12 protein-coding genes are annotated in these 16,851 nt (G+C 55.9%); 5 read left to right on the forward strand and 7 right to left on the reverse strand.

The annotated features are described in order from the left end of the window. Positions 1-525 precede the first annotated feature (525 nt). Together WMO23_RS04955 and WMO23_RS04960 are read right to left on the reverse strand one after the other, a co-directional pair. Complete coding sequence (locus tag WMO23_RS04955) at positions 526-747, reverse strand: hypothetical protein (protein ID WP_292108173.1); 222 nt, start codon at positions 745-747, stop codon at positions 526-528. A 56-nt stretch (positions 748-803) separates the two neighbouring features. Next, complete coding sequence (locus tag WMO23_RS04960; protein ID WP_292298342.1) at positions 804-1,688, reverse strand: DMT family transporter; 885 nt, start codon at positions 1,686-1,688, stop codon at positions 804-806. A 110-nt stretch (positions 1,689-1,798) separates the two neighbouring features. On the opposite strand from WMO23_RS04960, the gene WMO23_RS04965 reads away from it, so the two are divergent. Continuing rightward, positions 1,799-2,680, forward strand: coding sequence for a LysR family transcriptional regulator (locus WMO23_RS04965; protein WP_020311317.1), 882 nt, complete (start codon positions 1,799-1,801; stop codon positions 2,678-2,680). Here the strand turns inward: WMO23_RS04965 and arcC are convergent. From arcC to WMO23_RS04990, 5 genes are all read right to left on the reverse strand, one after another. Next, positions 2,659-3,618, reverse strand: a complete 960-nt coding sequence (gene arcC / locus WMO23_RS04970; RefSeq protein ID WP_020311316.1) for a carbamate kinase — start codon at positions 3,616-3,618, stop codon at positions 2,659-2,661. The two genes, WMO23_RS04965 and arcC, sit on opposite strands and share 22 nt — an antisense overlap. A 109-nt stretch (positions 3,619-3,727) precedes the next feature. After that, complete coding sequence (gene ygeW / locus WMO23_RS04975) at positions 3,728-4,921, reverse strand: knotted carbamoyltransferase YgeW (protein ID WP_020723902.1); 1,194 nt, start codon at positions 4,919-4,921, stop codon at positions 3,728-3,730. A gap of 34 nt (positions 4,922-4,955) precedes the next feature. Then, positions 4,956-6,275, reverse strand: a complete 1,320-nt coding sequence (locus tag WMO23_RS04980; protein WP_349173385.1) for a YgeY family selenium metabolism-linked hydrolase — start codon at positions 6,273-6,275, stop codon at positions 4,956-4,958. Between the two features lie 30 nt (positions 6,276-6,305). Continuing rightward, positions 6,306-7,514 carry a diaminopropionate ammonia-lyase gene (gene dpaL / locus WMO23_RS04985; protein WP_020311314.1) on the reverse strand — a complete coding sequence of 403 codons (1,209 nt, stop codon included), beginning with the start codon at positions 7,512-7,514 and terminating at the stop codon, positions 6,306-6,308. Positions 7,515-7,872: 358 nt separating this feature from the next. Further along, positions 7,873-8,511: a helix-turn-helix transcriptional regulator gene (locus tag WMO23_RS04990; protein ID WP_020311313.1), complete on the reverse strand. Its 639-nt coding sequence runs from the start codon at positions 8,509-8,511 to the stop codon at positions 7,873-7,875. 310 nt (positions 8,512-8,821) lie between these two features. Between WMO23_RS04990 and ssnA the strand changes: the two genes are divergently transcribed. From ssnA to xdh, 4 genes are read left to right on the forward strand one after another with little or no spacing between them, the layout of a single operon-like run. Continuing rightward, entirely contained in the window at positions 8,822-10,159 is a 1,338-nt protein-coding gene (gene ssnA / locus WMO23_RS04995) for a putative aminohydrolase SsnA (RefSeq protein WP_292298347.1), read from the forward strand. Between the two features lie 13 nt (positions 10,160-10,172). Continuing rightward, positions 10,173-12,683 carry a putative selenate reductase subunit YgfK gene (ygfK, locus tag WMO23_RS05000; protein WP_020311311.1) on the forward strand — a complete coding sequence of 837 codons (2,511 nt, stop codon included), beginning with the start codon at positions 10,173-10,175 and terminating at the stop codon, positions 12,681-12,683. Between the two features lie 17 nt (positions 12,684-12,700). Further along, the gene (hydA, locus tag WMO23_RS05005; RefSeq protein WP_020311310.1) at positions 12,701-14,080 is read left to right on the forward strand and encodes a dihydropyrimidinase; all 1,380 of its coding nucleotides are present in this window, start codon (positions 12,701-12,703) and stop codon (positions 14,078-14,080) included. Positions 14,081-14,104: 24 nt separating this feature from the next. Beyond that, complete coding sequence (gene xdh / locus WMO23_RS05010; protein WP_020311309.1) at positions 14,105-16,798, forward strand: selenium-dependent xanthine dehydrogenase; 2,694 nt, start codon at positions 14,105-14,107, stop codon at positions 16,796-16,798. Positions 16,799-16,851: the final 53 nt, after the last annotated feature.

The raw sequence follows: 16,851 nt of genomic DNA on the forward strand, positions 1-16,851 counted from the left end.
CGTAGGGGCCGTCCCAAAGGGCGGCCCGCCTGAAATGTGATGTACACGCCATACATGACGGGCTCGGACTCAGATGCGGCGTTCCGCCGCGACAGACTCAAACTGACAACGACGCTTCGGGAAACCCTCAGCGCGTAGCGGGCGCCCCACGTGGCGCCCCTACGATGCGGCTGCGCAGCGATAAACTCAAACTAACAACATCGCTTCGAGTAACCCTCAGCTCGTAAAAACGCCCCGACCGGGGCCTGCGTAGGGGCCGATCTTTAACCTCTCAGACCGCCTTTAGCGGTCAGCTCCCCTATAAAGGGAGCCTTGGGCGGCCCGCCGCGAATAAATGGTGATATACATAACAGGTCCATGAGGCATGGTTTTGCGAACTGCGGCCTGCGAATGGCGTTTTCTCCGAACAGCATTTCGCGGGATTCTCACAACGGGACGCCTAGCCACAGCTGTCCGTTTTGGCAGCCGTCCTGCGCCTCCTGCTGGTCGGCACCTGACGGGCCCAAAAGGCTTACAGGATGTCCCCTACGAAAGCGGTCCGGTGGACCGTCTGCTAACTGCGATCGAATGAGGGACTTTGTCATCAGCACTGATGATGAGGTCTTTTTTTTCTTGGCGACTGTAATACAGGTCCTGCCATACCGTTGCTGGCTTGGCTTGTTGTACATCCTCTTCTTGGCCCAGTGCCAGGCCGGGAAGCCACAATAGGCCTAAGAGTCCGGCTGCGATAAGACGATTTTTTTTCATAAAGACACCTCCGCATTCAGCATAGGCCGGGCGGAGGTGTTTTGTCAAGGCAGGTGTCATCCATTTTGACAGCTATGCGTTTTGCAGCGATATTTTTCGGGAAGCTGGACGATGATGATGCCCAGGAGGATACAGATGGCTCCGGCTAATTGGACGGGCGTAAAGGTTTCGCCCAGGAAAATGACGCCCAGGACGGCGGCGATGAGCGGGTTCAGTGCTGTAAACAGGCCGGCTTTTTCGGCGCTGGTATACTTTTGGGCGACGGGCTGGAAGGTGAAGCCAAAGACGGAACAGATGAAGACCAGGGCCAGGATGGCACCCCACGTCGTCGTATCGGCAGGAACGGCCGGGCTTTCAAATAAGACCATGCCTGCTGTACTGTACACGGCGAGGAATCCCATTTGCAAGATCCCCAGCAGCAATGGGTCGTACTGCCGGGCCAGGCGGGCGGTCAGGCAGATCCAAAGGGCGTAGAAGACGGAACCGGTCAGGCAGATGATTTCTCCCGGTGCCAGATGGAAAACGGCGCCTTGCAGGGTAAGACAGGCGATGCCGATGAGGAGCAGGCTCGTAGCCGTCAGGACTTGCTTTCCCGGCCAATGGTGGCTGACGACGGCCATTAGGATCAGGACCCAGACGGCGGATGTATTTTCCAGGAAGGCCGCTGTCGACGAGGGAATCGTCGTCAGGCTGATGAGTTCACAGGCCATGCAGGCGAAGAGGAAGGTCCCTAAGAGGCCGGCAGCCTTCCATAGCTGGCGCGTCAACAGCGGGAGGCGGCGGTGAAAGAGCAGCAGCAGGATAAGTGTCGTCAGGGCGAAGCGGATTGCCAGTAATTCTAAAGGCGGTATCCCGTTCAGTCCGATTTTCGACAGGAGATAGGAAATGCTGCGCGAAGCGATGACGATGATGAGCAGTATTTCTGCATTTCTTTGTTTCATGAAAAAGTCCCTCCTTACTTTTTTCTTGCTTTTATGATACGATAAAAGCAGTATGGAGAGAATAGCAAAATAATATATATAGTTTTGATAAAAAAGCAAAGGTGATAGATATGAATACGGAAAAATGCAGGCTCTTGCTGCAAGTCATCCAGGCGGGCAGTTTTTCTTCAGCTGCCGAACGATTGGGATATACCCCGTCTGGCGTCATGCGGTCCATTGCATCGCTGGAAAAAGAAATCGGCTTTCCCCTGCTGGGGCGGACGGCACAAGGCATTTATCTGACCCGTGAAGGGCAGGCAGTGCTCCCTTATCTGCGCCGCCTCATCCGTGATGAAGATGCTTTGTTGCAGTACAGTGCCCAGATCCGGGGATTGACGGCCGGGGATATTTACATTGGCTCTTATTTCAGTGTAGCCGCCAACTGGCTGCCGCAGATCATACAGGCTTTCCAGCAGGCCTATCCGGCAGTCCACGTCCACATCGAGGAATGCGCCAATAAAGTGATGTACGATGGATTGGAAGAAGGGCGCTTCGATTGTTGTATCACGACGTGGCGCCCTTTTTCCGGAGACTGGATTCCCTTATGTGAAGATGAAATGGTCATGTGGCTTCCGGAAAATCATCCCTTGGCACGAGCCGAGGTATACCCGTTGAAGCAGTTGTGTCATGAATCTTTTATTGAACCACTGCCGCAGCAGGATACGGATGTCGTCCGGATCCTTAAGGAAGAACATATTTCTTATGAAACGCGATATACGGCCATCGATAACTATACGACCTATCGCATGGTCGAAGCCGGCCTGGGTGTCAGTATGAACAATCGCCTCATGACGGCACAGTGGCAGGGCCGCGTGGCTATCCTTCCCATGGATCCGCCCCATACGATTACCATTGGCATTGCCATTCCCAGCCGGGATGGGGCATCACCGGCAGTCAAGAAATTCATCCATTACGTGCAACAGGGAATCAGTCAGATCCTTGCGCCCCGGTAAATGCGGGTCCCCGTCTTTCCGAGGATGCCTTCTTTGGCTTTTTGGAGCAGTGTGATCAAGGCTGTCCGGCCGGGACGGGATTCGGCGAATTTGACGGCAGCCTGGACTTTGGGCAGCATCGAGCCGGGAGCGAATTCATTTTGAGCCATATATTGCCGGGCTTGGTCGGTCGTCATTTCCGACAGCCACTGTTCGTCTGCCTGGCCAAAATGGATGGCGACTTTTTCCACGGCTGTCAGGATGATGAGGTAGTCGGCGTGGAGGTCTTCGGCCAGGCGTTCGCTGGCAAAATCCTTGTCGATGACGGCACTGGCCCCTTTGAGGTGGTTGCCGTGGCGCATGACGGGGATGCCGCCGCCACCGCAGGCGATGACCAGCTGGCCGGAATCGACGAGGGTTTGGATGGCGCCGATTTCAATGATTTCCTGGGGTAGCGGCGAGGCGACGACGCGGCGCCAGCCCCGGCCGGCATCTTCCTTGACGATGTAGCCGTATTCTTTGGCAGCGTATTCCGCCTGTTCCTTGGTCATGAAATGGCCGATGGGCTTCGACGGGTTCTTGAATGCCGGGTCTTCCGGGTCGACGCGGACCTGAGTGACCATGGTGGCGACGGGGATGTCGAAGATGTCGCGGTTGTACATTTCTTCGCGCAGGGCATTCTGCAGGTCATAGCCGATGTAAGCCTGGCTCATGGCGACACAGACCGACAGCGGCGTGTTGGGCTGGTTCGGGTCTTCCCGGCTCAGGGCGGCCATGGCGTGGTTGATCATGCCGACCTGCGGGCCGTTGCCGTGGGCGACGATGACTTCACAGCCTTCCTGGATGAGGTCGACGATGGCTTTGGCTGTCGTCTTGACGGCCAGCATCTGTTCGTGCAGTGTATTTCCCAGGGCGTTGCCGCCGAGGGCAATGACGATACGTTTCTTTTTCTCGGTCATGATAAATCTCCTTTTATGTGTGAAAAAGTTTTATAAATGATGAGTAAAACGCATGGCAGGGAGATGAAAAAGGCACCGGTCCGGAGGACCGGCACCTTTGGCGGTCAAATTATTTCATTTTGCGCAGAATGCCGCGTTCTTCTAAGGCTTTCAGGGTCTGAGCCGGATCCTGGCATTTGGCCAGCATGATCATGGCGGCGATGACATAGGGTTTGTAGCTGGCTTCTTTATAGAGGGAATCGCGATAGCGGTCAAAGACAGAGGCTTCGACTTCGCCGTCTTCACAGCTGACGCCGTTGATGTCGGCCGGCAGGCAGTGGAGATACATAGCTTTGCCGTCTTTCGTGGTCTTCATCAATTCTTCTGTACAGCACCAGTCTTTATGCTGCGCGTTCTGGGCTAAGAGTTCCTGTTCCAGGGCGTCGATGCCGGCCTGGTCGCCAGCGGCGTAGAGGTTAGTCCGCTTTTCCATGGCTGCAAAGGGAGCCCAGCTCTTGGGATAGACGACGTCGGCGTCTTTGAAGGCGTCGGCCATGTCGTGGGTGATGCGGAAGGAGCCGCCCGATTTTTCGGCGTTCTTTTTGGCGACGTCGACGACGTCCGGCATGACTTCATAGCCTTCGGGATGAGCCAGGACGACGTCCATGCCCAGACGGGTCATGAGGCCGATGACGCCCTGCGGGACCGAGAGGGGTTTGCCATAGGACGGGGAGTAAGCCCAGGTCATGGCGATTTTTTTGCCCTTCAGGTTTTCCAGGCCGCCCATTTCGTGGATGATGTGGGCCGCGTCGGCCATACACTGAGTCGGATGGTCGATGTCGCACTGGAGGTTGACCAGCGTCGGTTTCTGTTCGAGGATGCCGTCTTTATAGCCCTGCGTGACGGAATCGACGACTTCTTTCTGGTAGGCATGACCTTTGCCGATGTACATGTCGTCGCGGATGCCGATGACGTCGGCCATGAAGGAGATCATGTTGGCCGTTTCCCGGACCGTTTCGCCGTGGGCAATCTGGCTCTTCTTTTCGTCCAGGTCCTGGACCTGCAGGCCTAAGAGATTGCAGGCCGAGGCGAAGGAAAAACGGGTCCGCGTCGAATTATCGCGGAAGATGGAAATGCCTAAGCCGCTTTCAAAAATCTTTGTGGAAATATTGTGTTCCCGCATGAAGCGGAGGGCGTCGGCTAGGACCCAGATGGCTTCCAGTTCGTCATCGGTCTTGTCCCAGGTGAGGAAAAAGTCGTTTTCATACATGTCTTTGAAATTGAGGGCATTTAATTTATCGATGTAGTCCTGTAAGGTTTTCATAGGGCAGTCTCCTTTTAATCGTTATGGGATGTGATCATTTATCGGTGTATACAGAAGGTAATGCGGCATAGACGGCGGCACAGGTGACGAGGTCCTGTTTCCATGTCTTTTCGTTCGGTGCATGGGCCTGGGCTTCTGCGCCGGGGCCGAAGCCGATGACGGGGATGCCGTTGCGGCCCATGATGGAAACGCCGTTAGTCGAGAAGGTCCATTTATCCGTCAGGGGGCGGGCTTTACGCATGGCTTCCGCTTCGGCAGTGCCGATGCGGCTGTCGCCGAAGAGGGAGGTATAGGCTTCTTCCAGGGCTTTGGTGACTTTGTGGTCTTTCGGGATGACCCATGTCGGGAAGTAACATTCGATGGGATAGGTCAGGTCGGTGTAGCTCGGGCGGGCGTATTCATACATGCTGACTTTGACATCGTCGCCGTACTTCTGGACGCTCGGCAGAGCCCGGATTTCATCGAGGCAGCTCTGCCACGTTTCGCCGGCCGTCATGCGGCGGTCCAGGGAGACGGCACAGGAATCGGCGACGGCGCAGCGGCTCGGCGAGGTATAGAAAATCTGGGAGCACGTGACTGTACCGCGGCCGAGAAAGTTGGCTTCTTCCCATTCGGGATTGTATTTCTTGTCGAGCATCTTGACCAGGCCTTTGATTTCCGTCGTGTCGGCTGCGTCATTTTCGTTGAGGGCCCGCACGTCCTGGAGGATATCGGCCATCTTGTAAATGGCGTTATCACCGCGTTCGGGTGCGCTGCCGTGGCAGGATACACCCTGGACGTCGATGCGGATTTCCATGCGGCCGCGCTGGCCGCGGTAGATGCCGCCGTCTGTCGGTTCCGTGGAGACGACGAATTCCGGACGGACCTTGTCTTCGTTGATGATGTACTGCCAGCAGAGGCCGTCGCAGTCTTCTTCCTGGACCGTACCGGTGACCAGGACGGTGTACTTGTCGGATAGGAGGCCCAGGTCCTTCATGATGCGGGCGCCGTAGACGGCAGAAACGATGCCGCCGAGCTGATCCGACGTGCCGCGGCCGCCGATTTCCGTTTCCGATTCAAAGCCTTCGTAGGGATCGAAATCCCAGTTGGCCTTGTTGCCGATGCCGACGGTGTCGATGTGGGCGTCGAAGCCGATGAGGGTCTTGCCGGTGCCCATGTAGCCCAGGACGTTGCCCATGGGGTCGATTTCCACTTTATCGAAATCGAGTTTGCGCATTTCTTCGGCAATGCGGTCGATATGTTCCTTTTCGCCGCAGCTTTCACCGGGGAATTTAACGATGTCCTGCAGGAAACGGGTCATATCCTGTTCATAGCCTTTGGCGGCTTCTTTGATTTTTTCGTACGGTACTGTCATGAAAATCACTCCTATATCTTATATAATGTTTTACTTATTCAAACCGCGCCAGACGATATTCTTATAGCGTTCCGGGTCCGTGTCGCCTTCTGTCGAGAAGACCAGGACCTGTGAATGGTCGTCGAGGCCGAGTTCAGCGCGCAGGTCCTTACATTCATCGGATAACATGATTGTAGCCAGGGTGCCGAAGGGGACGGCACCGGATTCACCGGATACGATGGGCGCATCTCCTTTGAGGGGCGCTGCCAGCATACGCATACCGCGGACCGTGATGGGGTCATCGGCTGCGATGAAGGTCGTCACATGGTTCTTGAGGATGTCCCAGGAAATCGTGTTCGGTTCGCCGCAGGCCAGGCCGGCCATGATGGTATCCAGGTCACCGCCGACCATGCGGGGCTTGCCGTCACCGGCTGCGGCACCTTTATACAGACAGGCTGCGGCCGATGCTTCGACGACGATGAATTTCGGCGGATTGTCTTTATAGAGGTTGGCGAAGTAACCGACGACGGCACCGGCCAGGGACCCGACACCGGCCTGGACGAAGATGTGCGTCGGCCGTTCGATGCCCCGGGCCTTCAGCTGTTCGCCAGCTTCCATGGCCATCGTGCCGTAGCCCTGCATGATCCACGACGGGATTTCTTCATAGCCGTCCCAGGCCGTGTCCTGGACCATGACGCCGTGCGGCGTAGCGGCGGCTTCTTTGGCTGCCTGGCGGACGCAATCGTCGTAATTGAGGTCGAGGATGTCGACGTCGGCGCCGAGTTTCTTGATGTTTTCCAGCCGCGTCTGGGTCGTGCCTTTCGGCATGTGGACGACGGCTTTCTGGCCCAGCTTCTGGGCGGCCCAGGCGACGCCGCGGCCGTGGTTGCCGTCGGTTGCCGTGAAGAAGGTTGCCTGGCCGAATTCCTGGCGGAGCTCATCTGACGTCAGGACGTCATAAGGCATGTCCGATACATCGCGGTGCGTTTCCTTGGCGATGTACTTGGCCATGGAATAGGAACCGCCCAGGACTTTGAAGGCATTGAGGCCGAAGCGGTACGATTCATCTTTGACGAAAATCGAACCGACGCCCAGGTAGCGGGCCATCTGCGTGAGCCGGGTCAGCGGCGTTTCGCTGTATTGCGGGAAACTCTGGTGGAATGTCCGGGCCTTGGCGACTTCGCTGAGGGACATGATCGGCAAATTTTTATCATCTGATTTGGGCAGATGGTTCATAGCCCATTTCATATCTTTCTTCATATCCGTACCTCCTAAAGATAAACTGAAAAAAATATTTTAGTAAATCTAAAAGTTTTTGTATACCTAGAGTATAACATGACCTTACAGATTTGCAATAGAAAAGAGCTAAAAATTTGTTAGGTATCTACACTTTTTTTGCAATGACAGAAAGAGAACTGTTACATTTGGGCATAGAAAAAGGGCTTGTCGCATGTGCAACAAGCCCTTTTTTGAGTATTAAGTTTGCAGTTTGTAGTTTTTAGTGAAGGCTTTTAAATTTAAAGTCAGCTTCTACAAACTACAAACTCCGTACTATAAACGATAAAGAGAAAGGAATCTTGCATGATGATAGAAGCCTTCGTGCGATAGCCCCTTAATCTCACTCTTCTCCGCTGTCGATGTAGCTGTACAGGGTATATTTGGAGATGCCGAAGTGTTTGGAGATTTTGTCGCCGGCCTTGGTGATCAGCAGGGCCCCGCGGTCGTTGAGGAATTTGATGGCTTTGATCTTGTCTTCCCGTGTCATGAGGGGGACGGGTTTGCCGACCTGACGCGTCGATTCGTCGATGAGGTCGTTGAGGAGGTCCGTGACATTCTGCGGGATGCGGCTGACCTTATCTTCCTTGGACGTGACCGAGATGAGCGGCTTGATGGCATTTTCGACCATCATCAGTTCGGTAATGTCATAGTTGATGGAGAAGATGCCGATGACTTTTTGCTGTTCATTGCGGATGTAAATGGTCGTCGACTTGAGGATGCGGCCGTCTTTGGTCTTGGTCAGGTAACTCGTATGGTCCTGGAGCTTGTCGGGATCGCTGCGCAGGGCGTCGAGGACGGCCATAGACGGGCCATCGCCTACTTTGCGGTTGGTGACGTGGCCATTTTCGATGGCGACGATGGAATTTTCCTTATAATTATCGCTCAAGTCGTGGATGACGATTTCACAGTTCGGGCCGAATTGGTCTGCCAGGCCTTTGGCTAAGTGACGCAAGAAGTTGAGGACGACGTCGTCTAACATAAGGGGCACCTCTTTCTCATATCAAAAACAGATTATTAGCTTATCTGCTAAAAATTTTTTAGGTACTGTTACTATAGCATATTTTCGGGATAAATCAACGCCCTTGGTGAAAAAAGGTATGTCGAAAAAACATCTTTCCATTACAGGCTATAACAAAAAGATAATAAAAAATTTTTAGACTAAAAAAAAATTGACAGGTAAGGCGGAACGGGTTACTATTAAGATAGATACGAGAATGACACAAATAACATGCATTAACTGCAAGAAATCTTATGATTTATGATTTGTATAGCATAGAGGAGGTATACTTATGTTAATCGTCGGAAACGGTCACGTCGTTACCCGCGACGCGAAGAATCAATATTTCCCTGATGGCGCCGTAGCCATAGACGGCACGACAATCTGCCGCGTCGGCCAGACGGCAGAAATCCGCCGAGCCTATCCAGACGCCGCTTTTATCGATGCCAAAGGCGGTGTCATCATGCCGGCTTTCATCAACGTTCACGAGCATATTTACAGCGCCATGGCCAGGGGTATGAATATCGACGGCTATGCGCCCAAGGGCTTCCTGGACATCCTCGACGGCCTGTGGTGGAACATCGACCGTCACTTGACCAACGACCTGACTTATTTGAGCGCCATGGAAACGTATGTCGAATGTATCAAGAACGGCGTGACGACAGTCTTCGACCATCACGCCAGTTTTGGTGAAATCAAGGACAGCCTCTTTGCCATCGGCCAGGCAGCGCAGGAACTGGGCGTCCGCTCGTGTCTGTGCTACGAAGTCTCCGACCGCGACGGTCAGGATAAAGCTTGCCAGGCAGTCCTGGAAAATGAAGCCTGGATCCGCCACGCTCAGGCCGACACGACGGACATGATTGCCGGCATGATGGGCATGCATGCCCAATTTACCATCAGCGACAAAACGATGGCCCTGGCAGCCGAACATAAACCGGACGGCGTGGGTTACCACATCCACGTCGCCGAAGGCATCGAAGACTTGCAGGATTGTCTGAAGAAACACGGTAAACGCATTATCGACCGCCTTTATGACTGGAATATCTTAGGGCCCAAGACCCTGCTCGGCCACTGCATCCACGTCAATCCCCACGAAATGGACCTCATCAAGGCGACAGATACCATGGTCGTCCACAATCCGGAATCGAACATGGGCAATGCCTGTGGCTGCCCGCCGACGATGGACATGGTCCACCGCGGTATCCTGACCGGCTTGGGGACCGATGGCTATACGCACGATATGATTGAGTCCTATAAAGTCGCCAATATCCTGCACAAACACCATCTCTGCGACGCTACAGCCGCCTGGGCTGAAGTACCGCAGATGCTGTTCTATAACAACGCAGCCATGGCCAACCGCTATTTCAAGAAGCCCTTAGGCGTACTGGCAGAAGGGGCTGCAGCCGACGTCATCGTCATGGATTACATTGCTCCGACGCCGATGAATGAAGAAAACATCAACAGTCACATCTTATTCGGCATGAGCGGCCACGATGTCGTCACGACTATTGCCAATGGCAAAGTCCTCATGGAAAACCGCCAGCTCACCGGTGTCGATGAAGAAGCCCTGATGGCTAAAATCCGCGAAGGCGCAGCGACCCTGGCCGGACGCATTAATGGATACTTATAAGGAGGAATCTATCATGAGTGATCGCATGACATCCATTCCCTTTGGAAAATTGATGAACTGGGTCCTGACCGAAGCGCCGTCAGGGACGATCTTTGGCGTCCACCATCGCCTACAGGCCGACCCGAATCGGACATATACTATCTTTGACAGACCGCTGGAAATGCCCTTTGGCCCGGCTGCCGGTCCCCATACCCAGCTGGCCCAGAATATCGCTGCCGGCTATGCGGCGGGAGCGCGCTTCTTTGAACTGAAGACGGTCCAGAAAATCGACGGCGAAGACCTGCCCGTTCCCAAACCCTGCATCAAGGCCGACGATGAATGTTACAATGTCGAATGGTCGACGGAACTGACCGTCCCCAAGGCCCTGGAAGAATACGTCAAGGCCTGGTTCCTGGTCCACGTCATGGCCGTCGAATACGGCTTAGGAAGTCCGGACGGGATGCAGTTCAACATGTCCGTCGGCTACGACCTGGCAGGGATACAGACGGCAAAAATCGATTCGTTCATCGAAAATCTGAAAGACGCATCCCATACGGCTATCTTTGCCGAGTGCAAAGCCTGGCTCCTGGCCCATCTGGACCGGTTCCAGAAACTCCGTCGGGAAGACGTCGAAGCCATTCCGGCAGAAATCTGCAACTCTGTCACGGTCTCGACCATGCACGGCTGTCCGCCCGATGAAATCGAACGGATTGCCCGCTATTTACTGAAAGAAAAACACCTCAATACCTTCGTCAAATGCAACCCGACCTTACTGGGCTATGACTTCGTCCGGAAATGCATGGATGACCTGGGCTATGGCCATATGGTCTTCGATGACAGCCATTTCAAGGCGGATTTACAGTACCGTGATGCCGTACCCATGCTCAAGGGGCTGCAGGAAGCGGGTAAAGAGGAAGGCCTGTTGTTCGGCGTCAAACTGACCAATACCTTCCCCGTCGACATTACGCGCCATGAATTGCCGGGGACGGAAATGTATATGTCCGGCAAGCCCCTCTTTTTCCTGTCCATGAATGTGGCCAAGAAGCTGAGTGAAGCCTTTGACGGCAGCCTGCGTATTTCTTACAGCGGCGGTGCCGATGCCCACAACATCAAGAATATCGTCCGGGCCGGCATCTGGCCGGTCACGGTGGCGACGACGCTGCTCAAGCCCGGTGGCTATGAACGCTTTGCCCAGCTGGCACAGTGTTTTGAAGGTCAGCGTGGACAGGCGTTTACTCGTGTAAACGTCAAGGCCCTGGATGACTTGCTGGCTAAGGCTCAAGATGATGCCCACTATGCCCGTCTGGACCCGAAGGCCCAGCAGCGCAAGAACGACCAGGCACTGCCCTTGATGGACTGCTTCATGGCACCGTGCAGCCAGACTTGCCCCATCCATCAGGATATCCCGGCCTATATGGACCTCGTCGCCGCCGGGAAATATGACCAGGCCCTGCAGATTATTCTGGAAAAGAATCCCCTGCCCTTTACGACGGGGACCGTCTGCTACCATACCTGTATGAACAGCTGTACGCGCAATTTCTGTGATGCCCCTGTTGAAATCCGGCGCAATAAGCTGATAGCTGCTGAAAAAGGCTATGCCAGCGTCATGACGACTTTGCAGGCCACGCCGTCCAATGGGAGAAAAGCGGCTGTCATCGGCGCCGGTCCGGCCGGACTGTCGGCGGCTTATTTCCTGGCCCGCGGCGGCCTGGATGTGACCGTCTTCGATAAGAACGACGAACCTGGCGGCCTGGTGCGGACCTTCTTGTGTGAAAAGAAAGGGCAGATTTCACCAGAAGCCATCGACAAGGATGTAGCCCTCATCGAAAAGATGGGTGTCCATCTCGTCGTCGGCAGGGCCATCGCCTCGCTCGACGAATTGCAGGGCTATGACATCATCCTGGCGGCCTGCGGCGTCAAAGGGAAAATCGGTGACACCCTGGCCGGCGCCATCGAAGGCCTGACCGTCATCGGCGATGGCCATTACGGCAAGACGACATCCGTCGTCGAATGTATTGCCGACGGCAAGCGGGCGGCGGAAGGCATTTTAGGCCAGATGGCCAGTGTCGATACCCTGATTCCAGCTGATGTAAACGACGTTTACTCGAAGCGGGGTATTCTGGAGACGGCACCGGAAACAGGCTGTGACGGCCGCTGCCTCCATTGTGACAGCGTCTGCGAAGTCTGTACGGAAGTCTGCCCCAATCGGGCCAATACAGCCATCCAGGTACCGGGCCATATGCAGGCTCAGATTCTGCATATTGACTACATGTGTAACGAATGTGGCAACTGCCGGACCTTCTGTCCCTGGGGCGGTGCGCCGTATGTAGATAAGTTTACACTCTTCGCTAATGAAGACGATTTAGACCACAGCGATAATTCGGGCTTTGCCGTCCTCGACAAGGCCAGCGGCTTCTGCAAAGTCCGCCTGGATGGAGAAATCCGGACGACGACTTTAGGGACGGCTGATGAAGCAATCCCGGAAGACCTGCGGACCTTCATGGAAACGGTCTGCCGCGATTACGATTACCTGCTGATTGAATAGAGAAAGAAGGGAAAACCATGGATTACGTCATCAAAAACGGGACGGTCTGCCTGGAAGGGGAACATTTCCGGGCCGACGTTACCGTCCGTGAGGGAAAAATCCAGGCCTTGGGACAGGCTGTGCACAGCGGTCATGAACAGGTCATCGACGCCGACGGCCTCTATGTCTGCCCTGGCGGCATCGATGCCCACACCCATATGGACCTGCAGCAGTCGCCGCAGTACCGCGCGTGCGATGACTTTTACAGCGGTGGCGTGGCAGCGGCCTGCGGCGGCACGACGACCATCCTGGATCATATGGCCTTTGGCCCGGCCGGCTGTTCCCTGCGCTATCCCTTTGAACGGTACCGGAAACTGGCCGTGCCCTGCCCGGTCGACTACAGCTTCCATGGCGTCATCCAGCATGTCGACGACCAGGTCCTGCAGGAATTGGGCCAGCTCATCGACGAAGGTTTTCCCAGTTTCAAAGCCTATACGACGTATGGCTATCCCGTCGGCGAGAAGAAACTGATGCAGCTCCTGCCGGTCATCAAGAAGCATGGCGGCCTGCTCACGGTCCATGCCGAAAGCGACGGCATTACCAACGCCCTGCGGGATGCCCTGGGACCGCAGGACCTGCAGCCCATCGGCCAAGCGAAGACGCGGCCCAACGTGGCCGAAGCCGCAGCCGTGAGCCGTGTCCTGGCGGCAGCCCGGGCTTGTGGCGATGCGCCGGTCTATATCGTCCACACGTCGGCCCATGAGAGCCTGGACCAGCTGCGCCTGGCCCGGCGCCAAGGCCAGCGTCATATTTACAGTGAAACGTGTCCGCAATACTTATTGCTGACAGAAGAGAAATTCCGTCACGGCGGCCCTATGGAAGGCATTAAATACATGCTGGCGCCGCCGCTGCGGAAAGCCGAAGACAACCAGGCCCTGTGGCAGGCCCTGGCCGACGGGACGATTCAGACCGTAGCGACGGACCACTGCCCCTTTACGATAGCTGAAAAACAGGAGAATGTCAGCGATTTCCGGAACTGTCCCGGCGGCGTATCCGGCGTCGAAGAACGGATGCCCCTGCTGTTCAGTGAAGGCGTCCTGAAAGGCCGGCTGACCCTGGAGCGCTTCGTCCAGGTGACCAGTGCCAATGTGGCCAAAATCTTTGGCCTCTATCCGCGCAAAGGGACGCTGCTGCCCGGCAGCGATGCCGACATCGTCCTCATCGATCCGAAAGGGACGCGGACCTTTGCCAGGGAGAACCTGCACACGACCTGCGGCTATTCGCCCTATGAAGGCATGACGGTCCAGGCGACGATCCGCCTGACCATGCTCCGCGGCGAAATCATCGCCAAAGACAATCAATTCTGTGGAAAACGCGGCTATGGAACCTTGTTGTATCGATTCCGCGATAAAAGATAATCTTGATTATAGGAAGGTGGCATTATGAGTGAATTATGTAAACTATGGGTAAACGGCCGTGAAATAGAAGCCGATGGAGAACGCAAGCTCATCGACGTCCTGCGCAATGACCTGCGCCTGAAATCCGTCAAGGATGGCTGCAGTGAAGGGGCCTGCGGAACCTGTACGGTCGTCATCGACGGCAAGGCGACCAAGACATGTGTCCAAAAGGTCAGCCGCATGGCTGGTAAACACGTGTTGACCGTCGAAGGGCTGTCCAAGCGGGAAAAAGACGTCTTCGTCTACGCCTTTGGCGAAGCCGGCGCCGTCCAGTGCGGCTTCTGCATCCCCGGCATGGTCATGTGCGGCAAGGCCCTCATCGACGCCAACCCGGCGCCGTCGCGGCTGGAAATCGCCGCGGCCATCCGTAATAATATCTGCCGTTGTACGGGTTATAAGAAAATCATCGACGCCATCGCTATGGCAGCAGATTTGCTGCGCACGGACCAGCCTCTTCCCGTCCGCGGCGGCTACCGCGGCGTCGGCGCTCCCTGCCAGCGCGTCAACGTCAAGGCCAAAGTCCTGGGCGTCGGCAGATATACAGATGATTTGGACGCCGTCGACCTGCCCGGCATGTGTTACGGCAGTGCCATCCGCAGCGCTTATCCGCGGGCTGTCGTCAAGGCCATCCATGCGGAAAAGGCCAAGGCCCTGCCCGGTGTCGTCTGCGTCCTGACGGCAGACGATATCCCCGGGTCCGTCAAAGTCGGCCATTTGAAGACCGATTGGGATACGCTCATCCCCGTCGGCTCGACGACGCACTTCCTGGGCGACGCCATCGCCCTGGTGGCTGCGGAAACGCCGGAAATCCTGGAACAGGCTAAGAAGCTCGTCGATATCGAATATGAAGAACTGCCGGCCCTGACCTGTGCAGCCGACGCCCTGAAAGAAGGGGCGCCGCTGGTACACCCGTCGGCTGGTACGAACGTCCTGGCCCATGAACACCTGGTCCGCGGCGACGCTGATGCCGTCATTGCCGCCTCGAAGTATAAGGTGACGCACCACTTTGAAACGCCATGGACGGAACACGCCTTCCTGGAACCGGAATGTGCCGTCGCCATGCCCTTTGATGACGGCGTCTTCGTTTATTCGTCGGACCAGGGCATTTATGATACGCGCCGGGAAACGGCACTCATGCTGGGCCTGCCGGAAGAAAAAGTCATCGTCGAGAACTGCTTCGTCGGCGGCGGCTTCGGCGGCCGGGAAGACGTGACGGTCCAGCATTTGGCTGCCCTCGTCGCCTATGTATGTAAACGGATATGTAAAGTGAAGTTGACGCGCCAGGAAAGCATCCTCATCCATCCCAAGCGCCATCAGTTCAGCATGGACATGACGACGGCCTGCGATGAAACTGGGAAACTGACGGCTATGAAGCTCGTCGCCGTCACCGACAACGGGGCCTATGCCTCCCTGGGCGGACCCGTTCTCCAGCGCGCCTGTACCCATGCGGCAGGGCCTTATAACTACCAGACCATCGACATCGACGGGACAGCCGTTTACACTAACAATCCACCAGCCGGAGCCTTCCGCGGATTTGGCGTCACTCAGACCATTTTTGCCACGGAATTAAACTTAAATAAACTGGCTGAACTGGTCGGCATCGACCCGTGGGAAATCCGATATCGCAATGCCATCCGGCCCGGTGACATCCTGCCCAATGGCCAGATTGCCGACCCGTCGACAGGCTTGGCCGAAACGCTGGATGCCGTCAAAGAGGCGTACTATCACAGCGGGCCTTATGTCGGCATTGCCTGTGCCTTGAAGAATTCCGGCGTCGGCGTCGGCCTGCCCGACTATGGCCGCTGCCGTCTGGTCGTCAAAGACGACAGGGTACACATTTACTCGTCGGCATCCTGCATCGGCCAGGGCGTCGGCACGGTCCTGGTCCAGATGGTATCCCAGGCTGCAGGTCTTCCCATTGAAGATATCAAATGGCATATGCCCAATACGGCGACCTCACCCGATGCCGGTACGACGTCGGGTTCGCGGCAGACGACGTTGACCGGGGAAGCGGCCCGGCGAGCCGCCGTCCAGCTGCGGCGCGACCTCTTTGCCGCCAAGGGCCTGCCTTATGAAGAAACGAGCCATGCCAGCAACTACCTGGAAGGCGTAACGGTAGAAAAAGAATCGCCCGCTACGGCCGCCGTCCGCTTCAACCGTAGCGACTTAGATGTCCTCAACGGTCGGGAATACATCGGCGAATACCTGGGCAAGACCGACAAGATGGGCGCTGACGTCCCTCATCCCGTATCACACGTCGCCTACGGCTATGCCACACACGTCTGCATCCTCAATGACGACGGTACCATCCGCAAAATGGTCGCCGCCCACGACGTCGGCCGCGTCGTCAACCGCAAGAGCCTGGAAGGCCAGATCGAAGGCGGCACCGTCATGGGCTGCGGTTATGCTCTGACGGAACAATATCCGTTGGACCACTGTAAACCGACGGCCAAATTCGGGACCCTGGGCCTGTTCCGGGCCGATAAAGCCCCTGACGTCGAAGCCATTCCCATCGAAAAAGAAGGCGTCGACGTAGCCTACGGAGCCATCGGCGTCGGCGAAATCACCTCCATCCCGACGGCACCTGCCGTAGCCGGAGCCTACTATAAATGGAACGGCCAGTTCCAGACAACATTGCCCTTAGAAGGGACGCCGTATAGCCGGAAGAAAAAGAAATAAAAGTTTGTAGTACAGAGTTTGTAGTTTGTAGAAGAGGGCCTTAAATTTAAAGC

The sequence above is a fragment of the Megasphaera intestinihominis genome (genome assembly GCF_040096415.1).
Lineage (GTDB): Bacteria > Bacillota > Negativicutes > Veillonellales > Megasphaeraceae > Megasphaera > Megasphaera intestinihominis.